The organism is Zwartia sp. (genome assembly GCF_049655405.1).
Taxonomy (GTDB): domain Bacteria; phylum Pseudomonadota; class Gammaproteobacteria; order Burkholderiales; family Burkholderiaceae_B; genus Zwartia.
Genome location: NZ_JBASJR010000006.1, coordinates 151,698 through 176,146 on the forward strand (window position 1 = coordinate 151,698; position 24,449 = coordinate 176,146).

A 24,449-nucleotide genomic window follows, 5' to 3' on the forward strand; every position below is an offset into this window, starting at 1 on the left:
AGCCTCAAGCTTGAACCTCAAGCTTGACAGCCAGTTTACGATTCACGTGACTACTGATCCGCGCCGAGTCGATGCCGTAGACATGAATAGACACCGCAGTCTGCTCGTGCTCGTTACCTAAGCGATGGATAAAGTCCATTCCCCCGTGGCCACACACACTCTGCCCTGCAGACCGCGCGACACGGTTAAATAAATAAGCCTGTTCAACAGAGCGATCCCATTCAAAGTGGCTCTCCGTCAATTCGCCACGCAGCACCCGATAGGCACACCACGTGTAATGAGCATGCACGGGACTCGCCTGATTTGCATCCCATCTCAAGGCGACGACTGTAAACATCCCCGCAGGGTCTGCATGCAATATATGTCGCGTGTACGACTGAGTTGAATGCGGCAACGCAAGCACCTGTTCAACCAAGCGCGCACTCGTTTTAGCGTCCAGAGCATGATTGAGCGCCTGACGGACACGATAAGGGACAAGATCTGCCTCACCTAAACATGCCTGATTAATTGAGTCAGAGAGACCCGCCACATCACGATCCAGCATGGACTCGGACACTTCTGTCAGATCGGTTGTTCTGACGACGGGCACTGTCTGAAGATGGGGCGAGGTTTGCATGCTTGATCAATTGGATAAAAAGATCGTTCATCATAGGATTTCTTAGAGAGAAATAATTTGCTATTTATCTCACAAACTATTACATATAAGCAATAATTTCTATTATTAATTCGTAAATTAGAAAAATCATGCAAATAGACAAGAAAGATCGTGAAATCCTGAGGCTCATGCAGGAAGATGCCAGCATTTCTCTCGCGGAGCTCGCAAGCGCGGTCAACCTGACACCCACACCATGCTGGAGACGCCTGCAAAAGCTACAAGAAGAGGGCATTATTAAGAAGCAAGTCGCGCTTTGCGATGCACGCAAACTGAACCTCGGCCTGACGACTTTTGTCACGATCCGCACCAGCCAGCATAGCGAAGAGTGGATGAAGCGCTTTGTCGACGGCGCCACCAGCATCCCGGAAATTGTTGAAATTTATCGCTTGAGTGGAGACGCTGATTACTTGCTCAAAATTGTCGTGCCGGATATTGACCGCTATGACAGCGTATACAAGCGCTTGATTCGCTCGGTTGAGCTCCTGGATGTCAGCTCAGCCTTTGCCATGGAAACCATCAAATGCACGACAGCACTGCCGCTAGATTACGCAGGCTAGCCGATATCGCTCAGTTTACTGTGGTGGAGTGTCTGACGATTCAGACACCCAAGACTGTGCAAGCGTATAGGTCACTGCAAGTGCCACCGGCCCCACAAAAATCCCGATCAAACCAAAACTCAGCAAGCCACCAATCACGCCAACAAAGATCAACAATAGCGGCAAGTCCGCGCCACGGCGGATCAGCATGGGACGCACAAAGTTGTCCATGGTGCCCACCACAACACTCCACACGAGTAAAAATGTAGCCCAACCAGTATCGCCTTGCCAGTACATCCACGCAACGGCTGGAAACAAAACAAGGCTAGGGCCCGCTTGAGCAATACACAGCATCAACATCAAAGCCGACAGCACAGCGGCAAAGGGCACGCCCGCAATCACCAAACCCAACCCGCCTAGCGCCGTTTGCAAGATCGCCGTCACCCCAACGCCCAGTGCCACCGCACGAATCGCTTGCCCTGCCAGAACAATGGAACTTTCACCACGCTCGGCCGCTAAGCGACGCCCGACTCGGCGCAACATACTCGCAGCCTGCTCACCTGAACTGTAAAAAATTGCAGCGATCACGACCACTAGGAAAAACTGCAAGAGCATGCCACCCAAACCACCAAATTGTCCGAGCAACCACTTTCCTGCCGCGCTCGCGTATGGACTTAAGTACTCAACAAAACTATTGAATCCACCGGAACTCAGCTTCAGCCAAAAAGCTGCAACTTTGTCGCCCACGAGAGGAATATGCGAGACCCACTCTGGCGGCGGAGGCACACCCTTGGTCGCCAGATCCTGTCCGAAAGTCATCAGGTCATCAGAGCGCTCTGCAATGGTGCTGATTGCCCACCAAAGTGGCATCACTAGCAATAGCAACATGCCACACGTCATCACCAATACGGCGGGAGTGCGGCGATTGCCAAACATATGATCCAAGGCCTTGAGCCACGGCCACGTGGCCACCACAATCATGGTGGCCCACACCGTCGCGGCCAAGAAGGGCCTTAGTACCCAAAAGCATAGGGCGATCAGTCCCACCAACAAAATAGCAGCCAGGGTATTGCGTGTCAGGTCATGTTGCATGGAGACTTACCCTAGCGGTCATTCATTATGTGGAGATCAGCTTAACTGACCGTGGCAGTGCTTGTACTTTTTACCGCTGCCGCATGGGCAGGGATCATTACGTCCGACCTTGGGTGCAGCATTTCTCAGCGTACCTGGATGGTCTTCGGCAACCGCACGATTCGCAGCCTGACTTTGCTCAACAGGCGCCGCATCATAATCCGTATGCTGATACGTGACATTCTGCATTTGAACTGCGCGAGCCGCTTCGAGTTCAGCCTGCTCAATCTCTTCTTGTGTCTGAATGCGCACGGTCATGAGTATGCGCACCACATCGTCGCGCACCCGATCTAGCATGCTGGAGAACAACTCAAACGCTTCGCGCTTGTATTCTTGCTTTGGGTTTTTTTGTGCGTAACCGCGCAAATGAATACCCTGACGCAAGTGATCCAACGCAGACAAATGCTCACGCCATTGCGTATCAATGACTTGCAACATGATCGAGCGTTCAAAACCTGCCCAAGACTCAGCGCCGACCGTCGTAGCTTTTAACTGATAGGACGCTTGCGCCGCCTCAAGTACTTTCTCGAGAATGTCATCTTCGGAAATAGTCTTTGATTCACGAATGAAGTCCGTCAGAGGCAAGTTGATATGCCAGTCGGCTTCGAGTGCCATTTGCAACGCATCAATGTCCCACTGTTCTTCGACAGAACCTTCGGGTACATGGCTCGCGACCAAGTCCGTAAAGGTTCCATTGCGCAAGTTGTCGATGGTCTCAGAAATGGACTGTGCTTCAAGCACTTCATTTCGTTGTGCGTACAGCACTTTGCGCTGATCATTGGCCACATCGTCATACTCAAGCAATTGCTTGCGTACGTCAAAGTTACGGCCCTCAACCTTGCGCTGCGCTGTTTCGATCGAACGCGACACCATACCCGCTTCGATGGGCTCACCTTCAGGCAACTTGAGTCGGTCCATGATGGCACGCACACGGTCACCCGCAAAAATCCTCATCAACGGATCTTCGAGTGACAGATAGAAACGCGAGGAGCCTGGGTCGCCTTGGCGACCCGCGCGGCCACGCAACTGATTGTCGATCCGACGTGACTCGTGGCGCTCTGTACCGATGATGCGCAAGCCGCCCGCAGCCTTGACCTGCTCATTGACTGGCAGCCACTGTGCGCGAATCGTTTCGATCTGTGTTGCCTTATCCGCTTCGCTCAACGCTTCGTTTTCACGCACGTTTTCAATGAGCTTTTCAATGCTGCCACCCAGCACAATATCCGTACCACGGCCTGCCATGTTGGTCGCGATCGTAATGTTGCCGGGCTTGCCTGCCTGAGCCACAATCTCTGCTTCGCGGGCATGCTGTTTCGCATTGAGCACTTCGTGACGCAAGCCCGCTTTGTCCAGCAAACCGGACAAGAGCTCAGAGTTTTCAATACTCGTGGTTCCGACGAGCACGGGTTGTCCACGCTCTTGACAATCGCGAATATCGTCAATGATCGCGTTAAATTTTTCAGTTGCTGATTTAAAAATTTGATCGTTTTGGTCGGCACGGACCATTGGACGATTGGTCGGGACAATCACCGTCTCCAGACCGTAAATTTCCTGGAACTCGTACGCTTCGGTATCCGCCGTTCCCGTCATGCCGCCAAGCTTTTCGTACATGCGGAAATAATTCTGAAACGTAATCGACGCCATGGTCTGATTTTCGTTTTGAATCTGCGCACCTTCTTTTGCTTCGACAGCTTGATGCAAACCATCCGACCAACGGCGACCCGACATCAGGCGTCCGGTAAATTCGTCGACGATCACGACCTCGCCATCTTGCACGACATAGTGCTGATCGCGATGGAAAAGATTGTGCGCACGCAAGGCCGCCATCAAGTGATGCATCAGTGTGATGTTACGGGCTTCGTATAAAGACTGGCCAACAGGCAACAATCCAAGTTCGGTCAGAATTTCCTCGGCACGCTCATGTCCTGATTCAGACAGATAGACTTGATGATTTTTTTCATCGACCCAAAAATGACCTTCTGGTTCAGGCTCTTGAGGCTTGGGCTCGGTCGCCATGCGTTGCAGCATTGCTGGCACCACGTTGACGCGCACGTACATTTCCGTGTGATCTTCGGCTTGTCCGGAAATGATCAATGGCGTTCTGGCCTCATCGATCAAAATGGAGTCCACCTCGTCCACAATCGCGAACACCAAGGTCCGCTGGCGACGATCTTCGGCGCGCTGCTCCATGTTGTCACGCAAATAATCAAAGCCGAACTCATTGTTCGTGCCGTACGTAATGTCCGCACGATACGCGGCAATTTTTTCTTCGTTGCTTTGTTGAGGAACGACTACGCCCACCGACAAACCAAGAAAATTGTAGAGTCGCCCCATCCAACCGGCGTCGCGTCGCGCGAGGTAGTCGTTAACCGTGACCACATGCACACCGCGTTCGGTGAGCGCATTGAGATAGACGGGCAAAGTCGCCATCAGCGTTTTACCTTCACCGGTTCGCATCTCAGCAATTTTGCCACTGTGCAAGACCATACCGCCAATCATCTGCACATCGAAATGACGCATACCAAATACGCGTACGCTGGCTTCGCGCACCACAGCAAAGGCCTCAGGCAGCAAGGCGTCAAGTGAAGTACCTGACTTGATCCGCTCTCTAAAACTATCCGTTTTTGCGCGCAACTCTTCGTCAGACAGAGCCTGCATCTGTGGTTCGAGTACGTTAATTTGCTGAACCTGCTTTCTCAATTGCTTGAGAGTGCGATCGTTACGGCTACCGAAGATTTTTTTTAGCAATGAAAACATGCGAATAGGACCTGTTCGGACCCGCACCATGGGGCACGGGGCTGACTAAGAAAAAGTTAGGGCAAGGTCTGCCGAATAAGCCTTCGAGTTTAACGCACGCGTGGCTGCCATGTAATCGAGGATGACCCTGTGACGGGTCGCGAGGTTGCGACAGGGGTTGCGATGGGTTGTCCGGCTAAAAATGCGCGGGGATCAAGCGGTCTGTCATCTTTTCTGACCTCAAAATGCAAGTGAGGCCCCGTAGAGAGACCTGTTGATCCTACGCGAGCGATGAGCTGACCACGCGTCACAACCTCCCCTTCCTTGACCAAAACGACCTTGGCGTGGGCGTAGCGCGTCATTAACCCCTCGCCATGGTCGATTTCCACCATGTTGCCGTAGCCGCGATGAACGGTCACAGTTCGCACAACGCCCCCCGCGGCCGAGCGAATAGGGGTCCCATGAGGTGCACTAAAGTCGAGCCCTTCGTGCATACTCATCTGACCGTTAAAGGGATTTCTGCGCCAACCGTAGGACGAACTCAAATATGGATAGGATTCAATCGGCATGGCGGTGGGCAAACGCGCCACTGAAGCAGCTTGTTGAGTCACAGCCAAGTCCAGCATTGACAGATAGTCGCCCTGCCGTGACAAACTTTTTTGCAACCAGTTGAGCTCGCCCTCTAGTTGCGAAAAAGGAACTGCGCGCGACTCAGAGGCTGGCACCCAGAGATCATCCAAAACAACCGTCGCCTCTGGGGACTCGGGAACAATTGTGACATCCTGATCAGGCAAACCCGCCACTTTAGCCACGCGTTGCCCTAAACCATCGAGTCGGGCAACCGTTGCCTGCAGCTCGCCGACCTTTGTCGCAAGGGCGCGCATCGCTTGCGCATCTGAAATCGCCGAAGTGGCAGCAATCGGTGCGAGCTGCTGAGCCGGTAAAGTCTCCAGCCTTGAGCCCCACGCCAACCGTTGCAATGCCGCACCCGCGATCACCGCTCCGACCAATAAAAGGCCACCAATCAAGATCAGACGGCTTACACTGATCGAGATGGGTGCATACTGCCCCTGCCGCGAAGGCATAATCACTATCTTCATCTAACAATCCTTTCCTTATGGCCGCTCCCCCAATTCGCCGATCGCGCTCATCCGGGCAATCTGGCAGCACCCACTTAATTGGGTGGCTGGGTCACGACTCGCAATCGGCCAACGTACTGGCGACCGCTCAAATGCATCTCAATATGCGCAGCGCTGTGGTGAGTGCGTTACCCGCCAATATGCGTAGTGCGTTCGAAGTCATCAAACTCGACAACCAAGTGCTGACTCTTATGGTTTCGAGTGCTGCTTTTGCTGCAAAGTTCCGTCAATTAGCCCCTAGAGTAACGGCTCACATGCAACAGGCGGGCTGGAACATCGCTGAAATCAAGTTAAAAGTACAAGGAGGACTCGGATTACCCGAGGTTGTGAAACCGCCAAGAGAAGCCCGTACATTGGATGAAACGGATCTCAAGGCTTTTGAGGTCTTGCGTACAGCCCTGCGCCCAGGACCTCTGGCGGACGCAGTGGCTAAACTTTTGAAACACCACCAAGGGGCCGCTCCCTCGAGCGACGCCAAGCCTTAGGCGAGCTTCCACTCCTGCTGAAACGCAGCAGGAGCCTCTGCCTGAGAGGCATACGTGACAATTTCCCACGCATCTTTTTGCGCAAGAAGGCTCAACGCAAGCTGATTATTGATCGCATGGCCTGATTTGCATGCCACATAGCGTGCCACGAGCGGTTTACCGATCAAGTACAAATCGCCCACAGCATCCAAAATCTTATGTTTGACAAACTCGTCGTCATAACGCAAACCGTCTGTGTTCAACACACGGTACTCATCCATCACAATGGCGTTATCAAGACTGCCACCGCGCGCCAAACCCATCGAGCGTAAGGCTTCGACCTCGTTGACGAAACCAAACGTGCGCGCACGTGCGATTTCTTTCACGTAAGACTGGGTTGAAAAATCAATTTCAGCGAAATTAGACGTCGAGTTAATCGCAGGATGACGAAAATCAATCGAAAATGCTAACGCGAACCCGTCGTAGGGCTCCAACCTGGCCCATTTAGCCTGATCGCCCTCGCCCTCACGCACTTCGATGGTTTTGAGGACGCGTAAAAATTTCTTGGGAACGTTTTGTTCCTCAATACCAGCAGAGCGAAGCAAATAAATGAAAGTCGCAGCACTGCCGTCCATGATCGGCACTTCTTCGGCCGTCAAGTCGATGTGTAGGTTGTCGATCCCAAGGCCCGCCAACGCGGACATTAAATGCTCGACGGTAGATACTCTACCTGCGCCCTCTCCAAGCACAGACGCCATACGCGTGTCTCTCACCATCGCCGCCTGGGCGGGGATGTCGACGACTTCAGGCAGATCAATCCGATGAAAGACGATTCCTGTATCAGGGGCAGCGGGGCGCAAAGTCAACTCCACACGGCGACCAGAATGCAAGCCGACACCGGTTGTTTTGACTAGATTTTTAAGCGTACGTTGGCGAAACATATCTCTGAACGACTTCCTTGAAAACTAGCACTATTGTACCGCTTTTGATGACGATTGCACCGCAAATCACAGACGACAACGCACCCGGACTGGGGAAAGTCCGGGTGCGAAACCAGAAACCTTTTTGTAGGCTCCTGGCGCAGGGAGTCAGCCGATGTTCTTGACAGGCTAAAAACAGCCTGTGGGAACGAGACTTTTTAGTCTCTTAAGCTGATTAATCTGCCTGGCGACGCAAGAAAGCTGGAATGTCGTAGTGCTCCATTCCTGCCGTTTCAAGCGCACGCACTTGAGCAGTCGCCTGAGTGCGTGGATTGCGCAACACCGATGGCACGCCCATATCCTGACTATTGCCAATGGGCATATTGTCAGTACCTGTGCGCTGCATCTCAATTGGCTCAGACACAAGAACCGGACGGCTCTGCGCGCGACCCAAACCAGTTGCTACAACCGTCACACGGAGGTTATCGCCCATCGAGTCATCATACGCAGTACCAAAGATCACTGTTGCTTCAGGCGAAGCAAAACCACTGATGTGATCCATGATCGCGCGTGTTTCTTTCATCTTGAGCGAACTGCTAGCTGTGATGTTGACCAACACACCACGTGCACCGTTCAAGTTGACACCTTCCAGCAAAGGACATGCAACCGCTTGCTCTGCTGCAACCTTGGCACGATCCGGACCAGAAGCCATTGCAGTGCCAAGCATCGCCTGACCTTGCTCGCCCATGATGGTCTTGACGTCCTCAAAGTCAACGTTGACGTTACCTTCGACGTTGATGATTTCGGCAATGCCCGCGCAAGCGTTATGGAGCACATCATCAGCAGCCTTGAAACAATCTGACTGCGTGGCATCCTCGTCCATCAACTCATACAAGTTCTCGTTCAGGACAACAATGAGTGAGTGCACATACTTTGACAATTCACCGATGCCGTCTTCCGACATCTTCATGCGCTTGGCGCCTTCGAAGGAGAAAGGCTTGGTGACGACACCTACGGTCAAAATACCAAGTTCTTTTGCCACTTCAGCCACCACTGGACCCGCACCTGTACCGGTACCGCCACCCATGCCTGCTGTAATAAAGACCATGTTGGCGCCGTTGAGTGCAGCACGAATTTCTTCACGCGCCAACTCAGCAGCAGCACGGCCTTGATCAGGCTTGGCACCAGCGCCTAAACCGGTGCGGCCCAGACGAATCTGAACAGGCGCATTTGTAGCAGCCAAGGCTTGCGCATCGGTGTTGCAACAAATGAAATCGACGCCCTGTACACCAGAACGAATCATATGCGAGACAGCATTGCCGCCCGCTCCACCGACACCGACCACTTTGATGACGGTACCCTTATTGGCGTTATCTAACATTTCAAACATCATGATTGACTCCCTCAAGTCTTAAACTTCAAACGTTTCTAAATCCCCAAACTACTTTTAGAAATCGTTTCAAACTCGGTGCCGACCGTGTCCGCACCGGGCTTGAAACCTCTCCACCTCAAGCCGCTTTGCAAAATGCTCGTCGACTTGTTTGATGTCCGCAGACATCAATTCAATGCATAAACCATTCCTTCATACGCGCCAAAATCGCCTTGAAACTTCCCGACTGCTGCGTAAACTTGCGACCACGCAAGCGCTGCATCCGAGCTTCGCCCAACAAGCCCATTACTGTAGAAAACCTAGGGCTGCGCATGACGTCTGCCAAGCTGCCATCGTATTCAGGTACTGCGACTCGCACGGGCTTTAAAAAGACATCCTCGGCCAGCTCCACCATGCCAGGCATCATTGATGTGCCACCGGTCAACACAACACCTGAAGACAGCAAATCTTCATAGCCGGACTCACGAATCACTTGCTGGACCAAACCAAATAACTCTTCTACGCGAGGCTCAATCACTGCGCCGAGCGCTTGGCGTTTGACCTGTCTTGGGCCGCGATCACCCAAGCCAGGGACCTCCACCACCTCATCTGGGCTGGCGAGCACCTGCTTGGCCACACCGAAGCGCAACTTGATGTCTTCTGCATCGGGCGTGGGCGTGCGCAACATGGCCGCGATGTCGCTGGTGATTTGATCGCCTGCGATGGGCAACACAGCAGTGTGACGAATCGCACCACCCGTGTAGATCGCCACATCAGTCGTACCGCCTCCGATATCGACCAACACGACGCCCAATTCTTTTTCATCTGCTGTCAAGCACGCCAAGCTCGAGGCCAAAGGTTGCAAAATCAAATCTTGAACTTCCAGCCCACAACGACGCACGCACTTCACAATGTTTTGAGCCGCGCTGACTGCACCCGTCACAATGTGAACCTTGACTTCAAGCCTTAAACCGCTCATCCCGATCGGCTCGCGAATATCCTCCTGACCATCCACAATGAACTCTTGCGTCAACACATGCAAGACTTGTTGATCAGTAGGAATATTGACGGCTTTTGCTGTTTCGATCACACGAGCGACATCTGTTGCCGTCACTTCCTTGTCCTTGACCGCCACCATGCCGCTGGAGTTAAAGCTGCGTATATGGCTGCCCGCGATGCCTGTGTAGACGTCGCGAATTTTGCAATCCGCCATCAGTTCGGCTTCTTCAAGCGCACGCTGAATCGAGTTGACCGTTGTCTCAATATTGACCACGACCCCTTTGCGCATGCCTCTCGACTCATGCTGGCCCAAGCCAAGCACTTCAAAACGTCCCTCAGGCAATACTTCGGCAACGACAGCAACTACTTTGCTGGTACCGATATCGAGGGCGACGATCAGGTCCTTGATGTCACGGGTCATGGCGTTATCGTTTCTTTTTGGGTTGAGGGTTTTCGGGTAAGGCTGCAAGTGTGAGTGCAAAGCCATTGGGATAGCGCAAATCGGCGTGAGTCAGGACTCGATCGCCAATTTTTTGTGTCGCTTGCGGCAAAGCTTGAACAAAACGCTGAATCCTTGCTGCAAAAGGAAGTGCTCCGGGTATACCGACCTGCTGATCTGGTGCATCGGCACCCGGATCGCGACCGAGCGCTAAAGTCATCCCGTTCGATAATGTGACCTGCCAAGCTAACCGATCGCTCAGAGATAGCTTGCGCACCGTGACACCCAGAGGCGCAAACCACCGTTCGAGTTCTGCGTAACGAGTGACGACCAAGCCTTCCGTGCCCTCGGGACCATCGAATTGCGGCAATGTCACATCGTCGTCCAGCTCGCCTTGGTTGGCAGTAAATACCTGTCCCCAAGTGTTGATCAACTGGCTGTCGTTCCAAAGTGCGAACGGCTGCTGCTCTTCGATCGTCACACGGATGGCGTTGGGCCAAATGCGGCGCACAGAGGCCGAGCGCACCCAAGGAGCCTCTTCGAATACTCGCTGCGCTTCTTCTAGATTGATCGTGAAAAAATTGCCCGTCAGATTTCCCGAAACTGCATTTTGAATGCTGGCTGGGGTCACATAATGGAGCTCCGAGTTTGGCACAGGCTCTATTTCGATCGCTTGCAAATCGAACAGCGGCCGTTGAATCAACCAATAGATCCCCCCGGCCAACATGGCCAGCACCGCCAGCACCGCGAGGGTGTTGGCAAGTCGGTTGATCGTACGGGCTTCGTTCCACACAAATAACTCCGCTTATCCTTGAACCTGACCGGTGCGCCCGACTTTGCAGCGCGCCTCTCTCAGGATGTGTAAACATAATTCGGGATAGTCCATCCCAACTGCCTTGGCCGCCATCGGCACAAGCGAATGTCCAGTCATGCCTGGGGAGGTATTCATCTCAATGAGCCATGGACGATCTTGCGCATCAAGAATCACGTCTGCCCGCCCCCATCCCTCACAGCCAAGCGCGCGATAGGCCTGAACACTGATCTCAGCAATATGTTGTGCCAGTTCAGGCGCGATGGGCGCAGGACATCGATACTGCGTATCATCTGAAAAATATTTGTTCTGATAATCGTAGTTACCACCCGGGGCCACAATTTCAATCAGGGGCAAAGCACGCGCGTTGGCACCTCGACCAAGGAGCGCGACCGTCAACTCTCTGCCCGTAATAAATTGCTCTGCCAACACGACCTCATCGAAGCGTGAGGCATGGCGAAAACCATCCAACAACGCTGTGGACTCACTGACTTTGACAATGCCCAAAGTCGATCCTTCGTGAGGAGGCTTCATCATCAAGGGCAAACCGAGTGTTGCTGCGGCTGCAGGTACTGCGCCTTCCTCTGTCAATTCAACGTAGCCGGGCGTTGGCAATCCGGCTTCCAGCCAGATGCGCTTAGTCATGATTTTGTCCATGGCGAGACTCGACGCCATAGGACCGCTCCCCGTATAAGGGATTCCCAAAAGTTCCAGCGCACCTTGCAAGGTGCCATCCTCGCCATAGCGACCATGCAGCGCGATAAATACGCGATCAAATCCTTGCTGTGCAAGATCGGACAGACTGCGTGTACCTGTGTCAAATAGGTGAGCGTCCACACCTTGACTTCTGAGCGCAGCATGCACACCACCGCCAGACATCAGTGACACTTCACGCTCAGCAGACTTGCCGCCGTACAACACACCTACTTTGCCAAAATCTTGATTGCTCATCGCGCACCCCCAAGCTGCTCGGGGACTTTGCTGATTGAGCCCGCCCCCATCACAATCACGACATCACCCGCCTGAGCGAAGCTTTGAATCGCCTCAGGCATTGCTGCAACATCCTCGACAAAAACCGGCTCGACCTTACCCGCTACGCGAACACCACGCGCCAAGGCACGTCCATCGGCAGCCACCAAAGCAGGCTCACCGGCCGCATAAACTTCTGTTAACAACACAGCATCCGCTGAGCTCAGGACTTTGACAAAGTCCTCAAAACAGTCTCTTGTCCGTGTGTATCGATGGGGCTGAAAAGCCAGAACAATGCGTCTTTCAGGCCATGCGCCTCGTGCAGCCGCCAAAGTGGCCGCCATTTCAACGGGATGATGACCGTAATCATCAATCACACTAAACATTCCGCCGCTTTTAGCCTCAAAGTCTCCGATCTGCGTAAACCTTCTGCCCACACCGCCAAAACTGGCTAAAGCCTGAACGATTGCGGCATCCTCGACACCGAGCTCGGTTGCCACCGAAATAGCCGCTAGCGCATTCAGAACATTATGCAACCCGGGCAAATTCAATTCGACCGAAATCTTAGGCAACGCCCCATGACGTGTTTGACGCTCCACATCAAACAGCATCCGAGTACCCATCGCGCGCACATTCGTCGCACGTACATTCGCCTCTTGATTGACGCCATACGTTGTGACAGGACGAGAAACAAATGGCAAAATTTCGCGCACATTTGCGTCGTCAGAGCACACAATCGCACTCCCGTAAAAAGGCAATCGCTGAGTGAACTCGACGAAAGCACTCTTGAGTTTTGCGACGTCATGACCATAGGTATCCATATGATCGGCGTCAATATTCGTGATGATCGCCATCACGGGTAATAAATTCAAAAATGAAGCATCAGATTCATCGGCCTCGACGACAATAAAGTCGCCCTGCCCCAGTCCGGCATTCGCGCCAGCGGAGTTCAGGCGTCCGCCAATCACAAAGGTGGGATCCAAACCTCCTGCCGCAAGCACACTCGCGACCAAACTGGTCGTCGTCGTTTTGCCATGTGTACCGGCCACTGCGATACCACGCTTCAGTCGCATCAGTTCTGCGAGCATGACCGCACGCGGGACGACAGGAATACGCGCCTCGCGCGCTGCAATCACTTCGGGATTGTTATTCGCCACGGCGGTCGATGTCACAATTGCATCGGCCCCTTTGACGTGCTCTGCTTGGTGACCAAGCGAAATCGTGGCCCCCAAGGACGCCAAACGCTGCGTCACGGCAGACTGAGACAAATCAGAGCCGGAAATACGATAGCCAAGATTCAGCAACACTTCCGCGATGCCGCTCATACCTGAGCCGCCGATACCAACGAAGTGGATATGCTCGATTCGATGCTTCATTTCACCACTCCGACTAACTCTTCACAAATATTGGCGATCTGTTGTGCCGCCAAGGGACGAGCGTGCGCGCGTGCGCGTTGTGCAACCTCGGCAAGCTCCTCTCGCGTACGCAAAGACAACCAGGACGCTAACTGAGTCGCGCTCAAACTCACTTGTGACATGAGCCATGCGGAGCCGTCCTTGCTTAAAAATTTTGCGTTCGCTGTCTGGTGATCATCCACCGCGTGGGGATAAGGTACAAACAATGCCGCGACACCTGCCGCGGCGACTTCGGCCACCGTCATGGCGCCCGCTCTGCAAATCAGTAAATCGGCTTGTCCCAACGCCTCAGCCATGTTGTCGATAAAAGCGACACACTCCGCACGAACACCCGCTTGCCGATACGACACGCTCAGCGCCTCAAGGTGTTGCGCACCAGACTGATGTCGCACCTCAGGACGCTGCGCCTCTGTCATCTGCGCAAGCGCTTCGGGAATAATAGTGTTGAGCGCTGTCGCACCAAGACTGCCGCCGACCACCAATACACGCAAAGGTCCTGAGCGTTCGGCATAGCGTTGTTTTGGCTCAGGCAAGGCCACAACATCCTGGCGAACGGGGTTGCCGACGACTTCTGCACCCTCTAGGGCGCCTGGAAATCCAGCTAACACACGTTTGGAAATCCGCGCCAACGCTTTATTGGCCATGCCGGCAATGGCATTTTGCTCATGAAGCACTAGCGGCCTGGCACGTAAAGCACTCACGACACCGCCAGGAAAAGATACATAACCGCCCATCCCTAAGACCACATTTGGACGGATAGTTGAAAAATGTCCCCACGCTTGCCACACAGCACGCATCAACAAAAATGGCGCTACTAACTTTGCGCGCAACCCTCGTCCGCGCAACCCGGCGAAGCGCAAAGGTGCGAGTTCATAGCCGCGTGCGGGCACAATTTGGCCTTCCATTTTGTCGGGGTTACCCAACCAGCGAACCTTCCATCCGCGCGCGCGCAAGACATCTGCGACAGCGAGCCCGGGCATAATGTGTCCACCGGTGCCGCCAGCCATGATCAAAATTGTTGGAGAGTTCGCGGTCATGTGCGCACGCCCCTCATGAGATTTCTGTTTTCAAAATCGACACGCAACACGACTGCAACGGCGATTAAATTCATCAACAAACCAGAACCACCGTAGCTCACCATCGGCAATGTGAGGCCCTTTGTTGGCAGCAGACCCAACACCACACCAATGTTGATAAAGGACTGTACGCCAAACCAAATTCCGACACCTTGGGCGACCAAGCCACCGAACACGCGCTCCATCGCAATGGCTTGCCGACCAATTTCAAAACATCGCTGGACAACAATCGCAAACAACACGATCACCAGCATGATGCCAACAAATCCAAGCTCTTCGCCAATGACTGCCACAATAAAGTCGGTATGCGCTTCAGGTAAGTAATGCAATTTCTCAACACTGCCACCGAGTCCGACACCGGTCCACTCACCCCGCCCAACTGCCATGAGCGAGTGCGTCAGTTGATAGGCGGTCGATTGGGCATAATCTGGATTCCAAGGATTTAAATAGGCGAACAAGCGCTCACGTCGCCAAGGCGACAACCAGATAATCGCCGAGAAACCAATAAATAAAAGTCCTGCTAAAGACGAGAAGATCCGCGCATTGATGCCACCCAAGAACAGAATACCCATCGAGATCGCCACAATGACAATGAGCGCACCGAGATCAGGCTCCTTGAGTAATAAATACGCCACCACACCCAAAATGACTGCGATCGGCAAAAATCCACGCAAGATACTCTGAAGATATTGTTTTTTACGCATGATGTAATCTGCTGTAAACAGGATCACAGCAAACTTCATGAGCTCAGAGGGTTGAAAAGTCACAGGACCCACAGGTATCCAGCGCATCGCATTGTTGACCTTTCGACCCACACCAGGAATCAGCACGATCACCAATAGAAAACCAGCAAAACAAAACAAGCCTATCGTGATCTTGCGCCAAGCGTTCATCGGCATCGTCAGCACCATCGCTGAAAGAAACACTCCGATCGCCACAAAGGCGGACTGTCTCAGGACATACGAATAACGCCCGTACCCACCTGCCCGCGGTCCATCCACCAACGCGATCGCAGCCGAATACACCATCAAAATACCCAGGCCCACCAAGATACTGGTGGCAATCACCAAAGGCAGGTCGTAATTTCGCATCGTCGTACGTCCTGGCGATACGGCATTGACACTTCCAGTCAGCTCAGCAAACAGGCTCATGCCACGTCTCCCTGATCCAACGCAAGTTCTGTGACTTCATTGACAAAGACCTGTCCGCGATGCGGATAGTTTTGAAACATATCAAAACTTGCACATGCGGGCGACAGCACAATGGCATCGCCTTCTTGTGCGTGCTTAAACGCCTGCGCGATGGCCTCTTTCATATCGTTTGCAAAAACAGTGGGGACCTCAGACGGCGCAAACACTTGAGACATCAGGGTCGCATCCTGCCCAATCAAGATCACTGCCGAAACATGGCGCCTGAGCACCGGAACAAGCGGCTCGAAGTCTTGGCCTTTTCCCACACCACCTGCGATCAACACGATGCGGCGCCCCAGGCCTTCAAGCCCTGCAGCCGTTGCGCCAACATTCGTACCCTTGCTGTCATTAAAAAAATCTATGCCGCGGACGCTTCGGACAAATTCCATTCTGTGCGGCTCGCCTGCGTACTCTCCGGCTGCGCGAAGCATAGGCGCCCAAGTCACACCGCATGCGCGACCCAGCAACAATGCTGCCTGAGTATTGAGTGCATTATGCAAACCCTTGATGCCCAGTGCATCGACTGGCATTAAACGCACCTGTCGACCGGCTTGCCTCTCCGGTGCTGGCGCATTTTTTTTGCGACGCACAGGGGCAGGCAGGTCATCTTCAAATTCCGTCGCCTCTGACGAGCATAGCCACATGACATCATGACTGGTTTCAATACCAAGGTCACCCGTCAGCATCGGTGCGTCGCGACCAAAGCTGCGCACATTCATTGCGCTCTGAGTCTCAACAAGAGCCAGTACGTTTGCGTCATCTCGATTGACAATCACTTGCTCTGTCATCGTAAAAATTCGTGCTTTGGCAGCGCTATAGCTTTGCATCGTGGCATGCCAGTCGAGATGGTCTTGCGTCAGGTTTAATACCGTTGCAGCCGTCAACGACAGGCTACTTGTGGTTTCAAGCTGAAAGCTGGACAACTCAAGCACCCAAACATCTGGCAGTGCATGCTGATCCAAGGCCTCCATCAGAGCATGCAAAGCAGCAGGGCTAATATTTCCAGCAGCCTGCGCGCGCAACCCTGCAGATTCCAGCATCCGACGCGTCAGTGCCGTGACAGTTGTTTTACCGTTCGTACCCGTGACGCCAAGAACTTTTGGCGCATAGTTTTGTGATGTGTTTAGGTCTCGCAGCGCACGTGCAAACAACTCGATTTCGCCAATGATTTCAACGTTGCGCGCTCTTGCAGCATCCAGCAATTCACGCACAGGTGACATGCCTGGCGCCAATCCGGGACTCAAGACAAGCTGCTCAACGCCTTCGAGTATGGACTCAGAAAATACATCACAACCCAGATGCCACTCGACACGGGAAGTATCAATCTCGGCCTGCAACGCCTCTACTCCAGCAGGAGTCGCGCGCGTGTCAGCAACACGCAGCAACGCACCATTGCGTGCGCACCAGCGTGCGGCAGCAATGCCTGTCTCCCCGAGTCCCAAGATCAGGACCCGTGAAGGAAAACCAGAGGATAAAGCGGCTTCGCTCATCGAATCTTTAAGGAAGACAAACCAATCAACACCAGCATCATGCTGATGATCCAAAATCTAATCACCACTTGAGTTTCTTTCCACCCACCGACTTCAAAATGATGATGGAGCGGTGCCATTCGCAGCACACGTCGCCCTTCGCCATATTTGCGTTTGGTGTATTTGAACCAAAACACTTGAATCATGACCGAGAGCGTTTCAGCAACAAACACTCCGCCCATAATGAACAACACAATTTCTTGTCGCACAATGATGGCGATCGTGCCGAGCATCCCGCCTAAGGCGAGCGCACCCACATCACCCATAAACACTTGCGCCGGATGTGCGTTAAACCAGAGAAAGGCAAGTCCCGCACCGGCCAGGGCCGCGCACAGCACCATCAACTCACCCGCACCGGGCACATAGGGAAATAAAAGATATTTTGAATAGTCGACACGGCCCACCACATAAGCAAAAACGCCTAGAGCAGACCCCACCATCACCGTCGGCATAATCGCCAAGCCATCCAAACCATCCGTGAGGTTGACCGCGTTACTTGTGCCGACAATCACAAACCAACTGAGCGCAACAAAACCAAATACCCCAAGAGGATACGTAATTGTCTTGAAAAATGGCACGATCAAATCCGTGCGCGTAGGCAGGTCAACGGTAAAACCACTCATCACCCAGTCACGCATGAGTGGCCAGATATTCGCTGTCGCCGGGGCCGAAACCGCAAAGGTCAAATACACCGCCGCAACTAGACCAATGAGCGCTTGCCAAAAAAACTTTTGACGCGCAGGCATCCCTTCTGGGTCGCGATGTACAACTTTTTTGTAATCATCTACCCAGCCGATCCACCCAAAACCGAAGGTCACAAGCAATACCACCCAAACAAAACGATTTGTCCAGTCTGCCCACAACAAGGTACTCACGCCGATTGAAATCAGGATCAACGCTCCGCCCATTGTTGGCGTCCCGGTCTTAACCAAATGGGTCTGAGGACCATAGCTGCGCACTGCCTGACCAATTTTGAGCGCAGTCAAACGTCTAATGACATAGGGTCCTGCGACCAGACCGATCAATAGAGATGTCGCGCAGGCAAGTACTGCGCGCAACGTAATGTATTCAAACACTGCAAAGCTGCGTACGTGATTGTCTGCTATCCAGCCGAACAGTTCATACAGCATGCTTCACCACTTCCTCGGGATTGATCCCTGTTGTTTTTAGATACTCTTTCACGATGCGCTCCATGCGCATAAACCGCGAACCCTTGACTAATACACTCGCCACCGGCAGACGATGCAACACTTCGCACACATGCTCAACCGACGTGCCAGCGACCGCTTGCACACCAAAAGCTTCTGCGCTTTGTTGTGTCGCGTCTCCCAGCGTTAATAAATATTCAATGCCATGTTCACGCGCATAGGCGCCAACCTCCCGATGCATCTCAGGCCCCTGATCGCCCACCTCACCCATATCTCCAAGCACCAAGACTCGCGGAGCGGGCAAACTTGCCAACACCTCAATCGCAGCACGTACAGAATCGGGATTGGCATTGTAGGTATCGTCGATCAGGACACGCTTGTCGGAAAGCCGGTGCGTCTGCATCCGTCCCGACACAGCTTGAAACGACCCAAGTCCATCCATGATCGCTTGGACTGGCACACCAACAGAATAGGTACATGCCGCCGCAGCCAACGCATTTTTAATATTGTGCATACCTGGAACTGGCAGAGAAATACTGCACGTTCCATTTGGAAGATTGAGCGTAAAAGTCGACCCAAGTGCATCCGCAACTACGTCACTCGGCCATACCTGCGCTTGAGATGTCATTCCAAAGCACAAGGCAGCATGCCCTGGAGAAATTGTTTTCCAGAGAGAGGAAAATTCTTCGTCCGCAGGAAATACCTTGACGCCCTCGGGACGTAAGGCGCCAAAGACAGCCGCATTTTCTCGCGCGACCGCCTCAACACTTTCCATAAATTCCTGATGCTCACGCTGTGCATTGTTCACCAGCGCCACCGTTGGCTCGACCAAGTCAGCCAACACCTCAATCTCACCGGGATGATTCATCCCAAGCTCAATCACAGCAGCTTTATGAGCTTGTCGCAGACGCATCAACGTCAGCGGCACACCCAACTCATTATTCAAATTTCCCACGGTCGCCAAGCGCTGCTCGGGGCCATAGCAAGCAGCCAAAATAGCCGCAATCATTTCCTTGGTCGTCGTCTTTCCATTACTACCTGTTACGGCAATCATTGGGATCGAGAAACGTCGTCTCCAAGCATGGCCAAGCGAGAGAAGTGCCGCGCGCGTATCCCCAAGTGCGATCTGAGGCAAGGCTACCGAACTGTCGACGGACTCTACGATGGCAGCAGCAGCGCCCCCCTCAGCGACTTGCTTGAGGTAAGCATGGCCATCAAAATTATCCCCACGCAACGCGACAAACACTGCACCAGGATCAAGTTTGCGTGAATCTGTTTGGATCGCACGCCCTTGCATCAATACGAACGCAGCCTGTGCCCACTGTCTGTCATCAAAATATTTGCGCACACCCGAGATTTCTTGATACGTCTCATGGCCTTTACCTGCAATCAAAATGACGTCTGCGGCGTCCGCTTCGAGTACCGCCTGAAGAATGGCCTGTGCTCGGTCTTGGACAATATGAACATTGCGCACCTGCCCGGAAATGTCGGCAACGATGGCAGTCAAAATTGTGGCAGGCTCCTCATGACGCGGATTGTCGCTAGTCACGATGACTTGGTCGGCAAGACGTTGGGCAATAGCCCCCATGATCGGACGCTTCCCAGCATCGCGATTGCCGCCGCAACCAAACACGCACCAGAGCTTTCCTTGTTGGGACTCTGCTAGAGGGCGTAACGTTCTCAACACGCGTTCAAGCGCGTCCGGTGTGTGTGCATAGTCCACGACTACAGTTGGGACAGACACATCATTCATCGCAAAGCGCACTCGCTCAAGCCGGCCTTCAACCGGCGCAAGACGTGCAATCGCTTGACTGATTTTTTCTACAGACCAACCCTGCGATCTCAAGAGCCCGGAGACACACAACAAATTAGAAACGTTGTGGGTTCCCAGCGCATGACTCTGCACAGCAACCTGCTCGTCTTGCGCTTGTAAAAGAAACCCCATGCCTGACGACTCAGTCCGCAAAGCACTCGCCGTCAATGTTGCCGTATCAACTTGTTTTGAAATACTGTAAGTGATCGCATGACATGTCACGCGCTGCGACAGTCGAACGCCAACAGGGTCGTCCAAATTCAGGACCGCAACCTGCAAGCCAGGCCAAGCAAACAACTGACTCTTTGCCGCCTCATATGCCTGCATCGTCTGATGATAATCCAGATGATCGCGCGATAAATTAGTAAAGCCTGCGGTGTGAATCCGCACTCCAGCCAAGCGTCCCTGATCGAGTCCGATTGACGAGGCCTCCATGGCGACATGCGTCGCACCCGCCTCACGCAACACTGCCATTGTTCTATGAACAGAAATCACATCGGGAGTTGTCAGCTGACCAGGCTCAAGACGTCCATCGGGAAACGTAACGCCTAGAGTCCCTATGATGCCCACTTTCTGACCATCATTTCTGAGTGCTTGCGAAAACCAGTCGACGCAACTAGTTTTCCCATTTGTCCCGGTCACAGCCACAACCGTCAGGCTTGCGGAAGGCTTGTCGTACCATAAGTCAGCCAACGCACCCAACCGATCCTTTAACTGCAGCACTGCAAAAAGAGGCACCGCATATTCTGCAGTCTGCCACCCCTTTACCGTGTCAACATGCATCAAGACAGCCGCCGCACCAGACGCGATTGCTGCATCAATATACTCACGTCCGTCTCCTTGCTTGCCTGGGTAGGCGACAAATACGTCACCCTCAGACAGCAAACGCGAATCTGCACACCAATGGGTGCCGCACTCAAGCGTACTGCGCATCAAAGCAATCAAATTTTCATTGGAAGTGCTGTGATCCATCAACACAGAACGTGTCATCGCGCACCTCCCTGGCCAGTCGAGACGACCGTTGAGGTAAATGGTGCATCAGGCTGCACACCCATAATTCTCAGGGTGCTACCTACGATGGAAGAAAACACTGGGGCAGCAACGAGTCCACCGTAATAAACGCCTGAGCTTGGTTCGTCAATCGTGACAGCAACCACAATTCGCGGATTAGAGACTGGTGCGAAACCTACAAATGAACCACGATAACGGCTGGTGCTGTAGCGTTTGTCGACAATTTTTCGAGCGGTACCGCTTTTGCCAGCGACGCGATACCCCTTTACTGCTGCTGCTTTAGAGCCGTCTGGACCTGCCGCAGCCTCAAGCATGAGACGGACTCTTTTCGCGACTTCAGGCGTGTAGATACGCGAGGTTGCCAGGGGTTGCTCACGCTTGATCAGCGACAACCCCACCATATCGCCATCGCGCGCAAAGGCAGTGTAGGCGCGTGCGATCTGCAACAAGGAGACGGACATTCCATAGCCATAGGACATCGTGGCTTTTTCAATCAGACGCCATCTTTCCCACGGCCTGAGTCGTCCCGCTACCGCACCAGGAAATACGGTCTGAGGGATGGGTATTTGACCCAACCCTATTTCGTTAAAGCGCGCCCACATTTCTCGAGACTCTAGCTTTTCCGAAATCATTGTCATACCGATGTTGCTGGACTTGAGCAACACACCACCGGTATCCAATACACCATTCGCCTTGACGTCACTAATCGTAGAGCCTTGATAGTAAAGCTTGCCGTTACCTGTATTGAATTGTGTATTGGGTGAAATGCGATTGAGCTCTAAGGCCAGCGCAACCGTGAACGGCTTCATGATCGAACCTGGCTCAAACGAATCCGTGAGCGCTTGATTACGCATATTGCCGCTACGAAAGGACTCTCGCTTGTTGGGGTCATACGTCGGCATATTCCCGAGCGCCAGAATTTCACCTGTCTTGACATCAATCACAACGGCTGCGGCTGCTTTAGCCTTGTTCGTCACCATTGCTTCTTGAAGTGCGCGATAGACCTGGTACTGAATGCGCGTATCAATCGATAGCTTGATATCGCGACCATCTTCGGGAGAGTCGATTTCACGCACATCATCAATGTTGCGCCCCATCCTGTCCTTCATGACGCGTCGACTGCCGGCACGACCGGCAAGCTGATCATTGAAGGCGAGCTCGACGCCCTCTTGACCCTTGTCATCCAGATTGTTTAAACCCACAATATTTCCCGTCACTTCCCCTTCCGGGTAAAAGCGTCGATTATCGGGATGCAAACTAATACCAGAAATGCGTAACCTATCAATTTTCTGCGCGACTTCAATGGGAACCTGACGCTTCAGATAGATAAAATTTCTTTTTTCTTCCGCTATTTTTTTCTTGAGCTCAACAAGTGGCATCTCAAGAAGATCCGCAAGGCTTTGCATTTTCGCTGCAGAAGTCTCACGGTGCTGCTTCGGTTGAAAAGCAATTGCATTGGCTGGAATACTGGCAGCCAACACGACACCGTGTCGATCAAGTATCTTGCCACGACTGGCATACAAGGTCAGCGTGTGTTCGTAGCGCTTTTCACCTTGTTGCTGAAGAAATTCAGTCGTAATGCCCTGCAAGTAAATCGCTCGCGCAGCAAGGGCGAAAAAACACAAACCAAATATGATCAGTATCAGACGGCCACGCCACATTGGATAGCTGATCTGGAGTACTGGGTTTTTAAAGAAAGGCATCCGCTTCATCTCGCCCCTCCTCGTCCAGTCACTTGCTCTGCGTTTTTGTTTGACGTCGCCTGTGCAGGCTGACTGACGAAAACCGTACGATCAGGCACGATCACGGTCATTTTGAGCTCGTCACGCGCGAGACGATCAATCTTTGAATTGCTCGACTCAGCCGCACGATCAAGCTGCAGCCGTCTCCATTCAATTTCCAATAAGCGAGAGTTTTCCTTATAACGATCAAGCTGATCGTAAAGCTGCCGAGCTTGATAGCGGGCAGTCACGAGCGAGAGTGCTGAAAACATCAAGACCATCGCAACAAGGACGCACACTCGACCCATCAGCGACCTCCTTTCTTATGCCGGGCAGTCGGCACAATCGGAGCAGGTGAAAATGCGGCGGCACCACCAGCAGGCAACACAGTACTGGTACGCTCGGCCACACGCAATACTGCTGAGCGCGATCGCGGGTTTTCGCTAATTTCACTGTCGGTGGGAAGCACTCGAGCCAAGGCCAATAAAACAGGCTGGGGCATCTCGCTTTCGCGAAGAGGGAGGCGGGCGTACGCAGCTTCCGGCTTAGAAGCTGCGGTGATGAACTGCTTGACGACGCGATCTTCCAACGAATGGAAACTAATCACGGCCATACGTCCGCCTGTTTTTAATAAAGTTAGAGTTGCCTGGAGGGCGCTCTCGAGCTCTTCGAGTTCACGATTGATGTAAATCCGTAAAGCTTGAAAGGTGCGTGTAGCCGGATGCTGGCTCTTTTCGCGCGTGCGAACGGTGCTTGACACGAGCTCGGCGAGGTCGAGCGTGGTAAGCAGCGGACTTGTTGCGCGGCGAGCAGCAATCGCCTTTGCAATCTGAAAAGCAAACCGTTCTTCGCCATATCGAACTATGACCTCCCGCATCTCATCAATACTTGCCAGCGCCAACCATTGCGCCACTGTCTCGCCACGCGTTGTGTCCATTCGCATATCGAGCGGACCTTCGCGCATGAAAGAAAAACCTCTTGCGGCGTCATCAATCTGAGGAGAAGAAACCCCCAGATCCAACATCACCCCATCTACAGCCTGTACACCTTGCGCCTCTAAAGCGCTCAGCATGCCCCCAAAACCTTCGTGAATCACGGTGACTCGACGATCGCTTTGCGCTAATGCCTGCGCGACCTCAATGGCCTGTGGATCCTTATCAAATACAAACAGCCTCGCATCTGGATTTAACTTTTCAAGCAACAGCCGCGAATGTCCGCCACGCCCGAACGTTGCATCCACAAAGACCCCAGACAATCGCTCTGTCTGTGTATCCGTGTTGGCCGAAGTCTTAGTGGCGCGCTTACCGTATGCGGGCAGCACCAACGCTTCGACTGTCGGCTCGAGCAGCACGGGCCGATGACTGAACACTGTCACGAC

Annotated in this window: 20 protein-coding genes; 2 read left to right on the top strand and 18 right to left on the bottom strand. The window is 53.1% G+C overall.

All coding sequences use genetic code 11. The features are described 5' to 3' along the window. Nucleotides 1-4: 4 nt before the first annotated feature. Complete coding sequence (locus WBJ47_RS03810; protein WP_422245381.1) at nt 5-616, bottom strand: cysteine dioxygenase; 612 nt, start codon at nt 614-616, stop codon at nt 5-7. 134 nt (nt 617-750) lie between these two features. Here WBJ47_RS03810 and WBJ47_RS03815 point away from each other — a divergent pair, with 134 nt between their 5' ends. Continuing rightward, on the top strand, nt 751-1,212 hold the full coding sequence (locus WBJ47_RS03815) for an Lrp/AsnC family transcriptional regulator (RefSeq protein ID WP_422245420.1): 462 nt from the start codon (nt 751-753) through the stop codon (nt 1,210-1,212). A 15-nt stretch (nt 1,213-1,227) separates the two neighbouring features. Here WBJ47_RS03815 and ydiK read toward each other — a convergent pair whose 3' ends face one another. From ydiK to WBJ47_RS03830, 3 genes are all read right to left on the bottom strand, one after another. Beyond that, on the bottom strand, nt 1,228-2,283 hold the full coding sequence (gene ydiK / locus WBJ47_RS03820) for an AI-2E family transporter YdiK (protein WP_422245382.1): 1,056 nt from the start codon (nt 2,281-2,283) through the stop codon (nt 1,228-1,230). 36 nt (nt 2,284-2,319) lie between these two features. Continuing rightward, complete coding sequence (gene secA, locus WBJ47_RS03825) at nt 2,320-5,079, bottom strand: preprotein translocase subunit SecA (protein WP_422245384.1); 2,760 nt, start codon at nt 5,077-5,079, stop codon at nt 2,320-2,322. Nucleotides 5,080-5,168: 89 nt separating this feature from the next. Further along, nucleotides 5,169-6,158 carry a M23 family metallopeptidase gene (locus WBJ47_RS03830; RefSeq protein ID WP_422245386.1) on the bottom strand — a complete coding sequence of 330 codons (990 nt, stop codon included), beginning with the start codon at nt 6,156-6,158 and terminating at the stop codon, nt 5,169-5,171. A gap of 17 nt (nt 6,159-6,175) precedes the next feature. Here WBJ47_RS03830 and WBJ47_RS03835 point away from each other — a divergent pair, with 17 nt between their 5' ends. Beyond that, entirely contained in the window at nt 6,176-6,682 is a 507-nt protein-coding gene (locus WBJ47_RS03835; RefSeq protein WP_422245387.1) for a DciA family protein, read from the top strand. Here WBJ47_RS03835 and lpxC read toward each other — a convergent pair. The 14 genes from lpxC to rsmH all read right to left on the bottom strand — a co-directional run bounded on the left by lpxC (nt 6,679) and on the right by rsmH (nt 24,446). Further along, on the bottom strand, nt 6,679-7,602 hold the full coding sequence (lpxC, locus tag WBJ47_RS03840) for a UDP-3-O-acyl-N-acetylglucosamine deacetylase (RefSeq protein ID WP_422245389.1): 924 nt from the start codon (nt 7,600-7,602) through the stop codon (nt 6,679-6,681). The genes WBJ47_RS03835 and lpxC overlap by 4 nt on opposite strands. Nucleotides 7,603-7,816: 214 nt before the next feature. Continuing rightward, nucleotides 7,817-8,977 (bottom strand): cell division protein FtsZ, encoded by a 1,161-nt coding sequence (ftsZ, locus tag WBJ47_RS03845; RefSeq protein ID WP_422245422.1) that lies wholly within the window; start codon nt 8,975-8,977, stop codon nt 7,817-7,819. Between the two features lie 166 nt (nt 8,978-9,143). Continuing rightward, nucleotides 9,144-10,370 carry a cell division protein FtsA gene (gene ftsA / locus WBJ47_RS03850; protein WP_422245390.1) on the bottom strand — a complete coding sequence of 409 codons (1,227 nt, stop codon included), beginning with the start codon at nt 10,368-10,370 and terminating at the stop codon, nt 9,144-9,146. Nucleotides 10,371-10,374: 4 nt separating this feature from the next. Then, nucleotides 10,375-11,181, bottom strand: a complete 807-nt coding sequence (locus tag WBJ47_RS03855; RefSeq protein ID WP_422245392.1) for a cell division protein FtsQ/DivIB — start codon at nt 11,179-11,181, stop codon at nt 10,375-10,377. Nucleotides 11,182-11,193: 12 nt separating this feature from the next. Next, entirely contained in the window at nt 11,194-12,150 is a 957-nt protein-coding gene (locus tag WBJ47_RS03860) for a D-alanine--D-alanine ligase (protein WP_422245394.1), read from the bottom strand. Beyond that, nucleotides 12,147-13,544, bottom strand: a complete 1,398-nt coding sequence (murC, locus tag WBJ47_RS03865; RefSeq protein WP_422245396.1) for a UDP-N-acetylmuramate--L-alanine ligase — start codon at nt 13,542-13,544, stop codon at nt 12,147-12,149. The genes WBJ47_RS03860 and murC overlap by 4 nt, the downstream gene beginning before the upstream one ends. Further along, the gene (gene murG, locus WBJ47_RS03870; protein ID WP_422245398.1) at nt 13,541-14,620 is read right to left on the bottom strand and encodes an undecaprenyldiphospho-muramoylpentapeptide beta-N-acetylglucosaminyltransferase; all 1,080 of its coding nucleotides are present in this window, start codon (nt 14,618-14,620) and stop codon (nt 13,541-13,543) included. The genes murC and murG overlap by 4 nt, the downstream gene beginning before the upstream one ends. Beyond that, nucleotides 14,617-15,810 (bottom strand): putative lipid II flippase FtsW, encoded by a 1,194-nt coding sequence (gene ftsW, locus WBJ47_RS03875; RefSeq protein ID WP_422245400.1) that lies wholly within the window; start codon nt 15,808-15,810, stop codon nt 14,617-14,619. The genes murG and ftsW overlap by 4 nt, the downstream gene beginning before the upstream one ends. Further along, nucleotides 15,807-17,339 (bottom strand): UDP-N-acetylmuramoyl-L-alanine--D-glutamate ligase, encoded by a 1,533-nt coding sequence (gene murD / locus WBJ47_RS03880; protein ID WP_422245424.1) that lies wholly within the window; start codon nt 17,337-17,339, stop codon nt 15,807-15,809. Before murD ends, ftsW begins: the two co-directional genes overlap by 4 nt. Then, nucleotides 17,336-18,508, bottom strand: coding sequence for a phospho-N-acetylmuramoyl-pentapeptide-transferase (gene mraY / locus WBJ47_RS03885; RefSeq protein ID WP_422245402.1), 1,173 nt, complete (start codon nt 18,506-18,508; stop codon nt 17,336-17,338). Before mraY ends, murD begins: the two co-directional genes overlap by 4 nt. Beyond that, nucleotides 18,498-21,329, bottom strand: coding sequence for a bifunctional UDP-N-acetylmuramoyl-L-alanyl-D-glutamate--2,6-diaminopimelate ligase MurE/UDP-N-acetylmuramoyl-tripeptide--D-alanyl-D-alanine ligase MurF (gene murF / locus WBJ47_RS03890; RefSeq protein WP_422245404.1), 2,832 nt, complete (start codon nt 21,327-21,329; stop codon nt 18,498-18,500). Before murF ends, mraY begins: the two co-directional genes overlap by 11 nt. Then, the gene (locus WBJ47_RS03895; protein WP_424585306.1) at nt 21,326-23,062 is read right to left on the bottom strand and encodes a peptidoglycan D,D-transpeptidase FtsI family protein; all 1,737 of its coding nucleotides are present in this window, start codon (nt 23,060-23,062) and stop codon (nt 21,326-21,328) included. The genes murF and WBJ47_RS03895 overlap by 4 nt, the downstream gene beginning before the upstream one ends. Next, entirely contained in the window at nt 23,059-23,379 is a 321-nt protein-coding gene (gene ftsL / locus WBJ47_RS03900) for a cell division protein FtsL (RefSeq protein WP_422245408.1), read from the bottom strand. Before ftsL ends, WBJ47_RS03895 begins: the two co-directional genes overlap by 4 nt. After that, nucleotides 23,379-24,446 carry a 16S rRNA (cytosine(1402)-N(4))-methyltransferase RsmH gene (gene rsmH / locus WBJ47_RS03905; RefSeq protein ID WP_422245409.1) on the bottom strand — a complete coding sequence of 356 codons (1,068 nt, stop codon included), beginning with the start codon at nt 24,444-24,446 and terminating at the stop codon, nt 23,379-23,381. Before rsmH ends, ftsL begins: the two co-directional genes overlap by 1 nt. Between the last annotated feature and the right edge of the window lie 3 nt (nt 24,447-24,449).

What these genes read in the sequence shown, in the direction of transcription:
- WBJ47_RS03810 (WP_422245381.1), bottom strand. Translation starts at nt 616, where the DNA reads ATGCAAACCTCGCCCCATCTTCAGACAGTGCCCGTCGTCAGAACAACC.
- ydiK (WP_422245382.1), bottom strand. Translation starts at nt 2,283, where the DNA reads ATGCAACATGACCTGACACGCAATACCCTGGCTGCTATTTTGTTGGTG.
- secA (WP_422245384.1), bottom strand. Translation starts at nt 5,079, where the DNA reads ATGTTTTCATTGCTAAAAAAAATCTTCGGTAGCCGTAACGATCGCACT.
- WBJ47_RS03830 (WP_422245386.1), bottom strand. Translation starts at nt 6,158, where the DNA reads ATGAAGATAGTGATTATGCCTTCGCGGCAGGGGCAGTATGCACCCATC.
- WBJ47_RS03835 (WP_422245387.1), top strand. Translation starts at nt 6,176, where the DNA reads ATGGCCGCTCCCCCAATTCGCCGATCGCGCTCATCCGGGCAATCTGGC.
- lpxC (WP_422245389.1), bottom strand. Translation starts at nt 7,602, where the DNA reads ATGTTTCGCCAACGTACGCTTAAAAATCTAGTCAAAACAACCGGTGTC.
- ftsA (WP_422245390.1), bottom strand. Translation starts at nt 10,370, where the DNA reads ATGACCCGTGACATCAAGGACCTGATCGTCGCCCTCGATATCGGTACC.
- WBJ47_RS03860 (WP_422245394.1), bottom strand. Translation starts at nt 12,150, where the DNA reads ATGAGCAATCAAGATTTTGGCAAAGTAGGTGTGTTGTACGGCGGCAAG.
- murC (WP_422245396.1), bottom strand. Translation starts at nt 13,544, where the DNA reads ATGAAGCATCGAATCGAGCATATCCACTTCGTTGGTATCGGCGGCTCA.
- murG (WP_422245398.1), bottom strand. Translation starts at nt 14,620, where the DNA reads ATGACCGCGAACTCTCCAACAATTTTGATCATGGCTGGCGGCACCGGT.
- ftsW (WP_422245400.1), bottom strand. Translation starts at nt 15,810, where the DNA reads ATGAGCCTGTTTGCTGAGCTGACTGGAAGTGTCAATGCCGTATCGCCA.
- murD (WP_422245424.1), bottom strand. Translation starts at nt 17,339, where the DNA reads ATGAGCGAAGCCGCTTTATCCTCTGGTTTTCCTTCACGGGTCCTGATC.
- mraY (WP_422245402.1), bottom strand. Translation starts at nt 18,508, where the DNA reads ATGCTGTATGAACTGTTCGGCTGGATAGCAGACAATCACGTACGCAGC.
- murF (WP_422245404.1), bottom strand. Translation starts at nt 21,329, where the DNA reads ATGACACGTTCTGTGTTGATGGATCACAGCACTTCCAATGAAAATTTG.
- WBJ47_RS03895 (WP_424585306.1), bottom strand. Translation starts at nt 23,062, where the DNA reads ATGAAGCGGATGCCTTTCTTTAAAAACCCAGTACTCCAGATCAGCTAT.
- ftsL (WP_422245408.1), bottom strand. Translation starts at nt 23,379, where the DNA reads ATGGGTCGAGTGTGCGTCCTTGTTGCGATGGTCTTGATGTTTTCAGCA.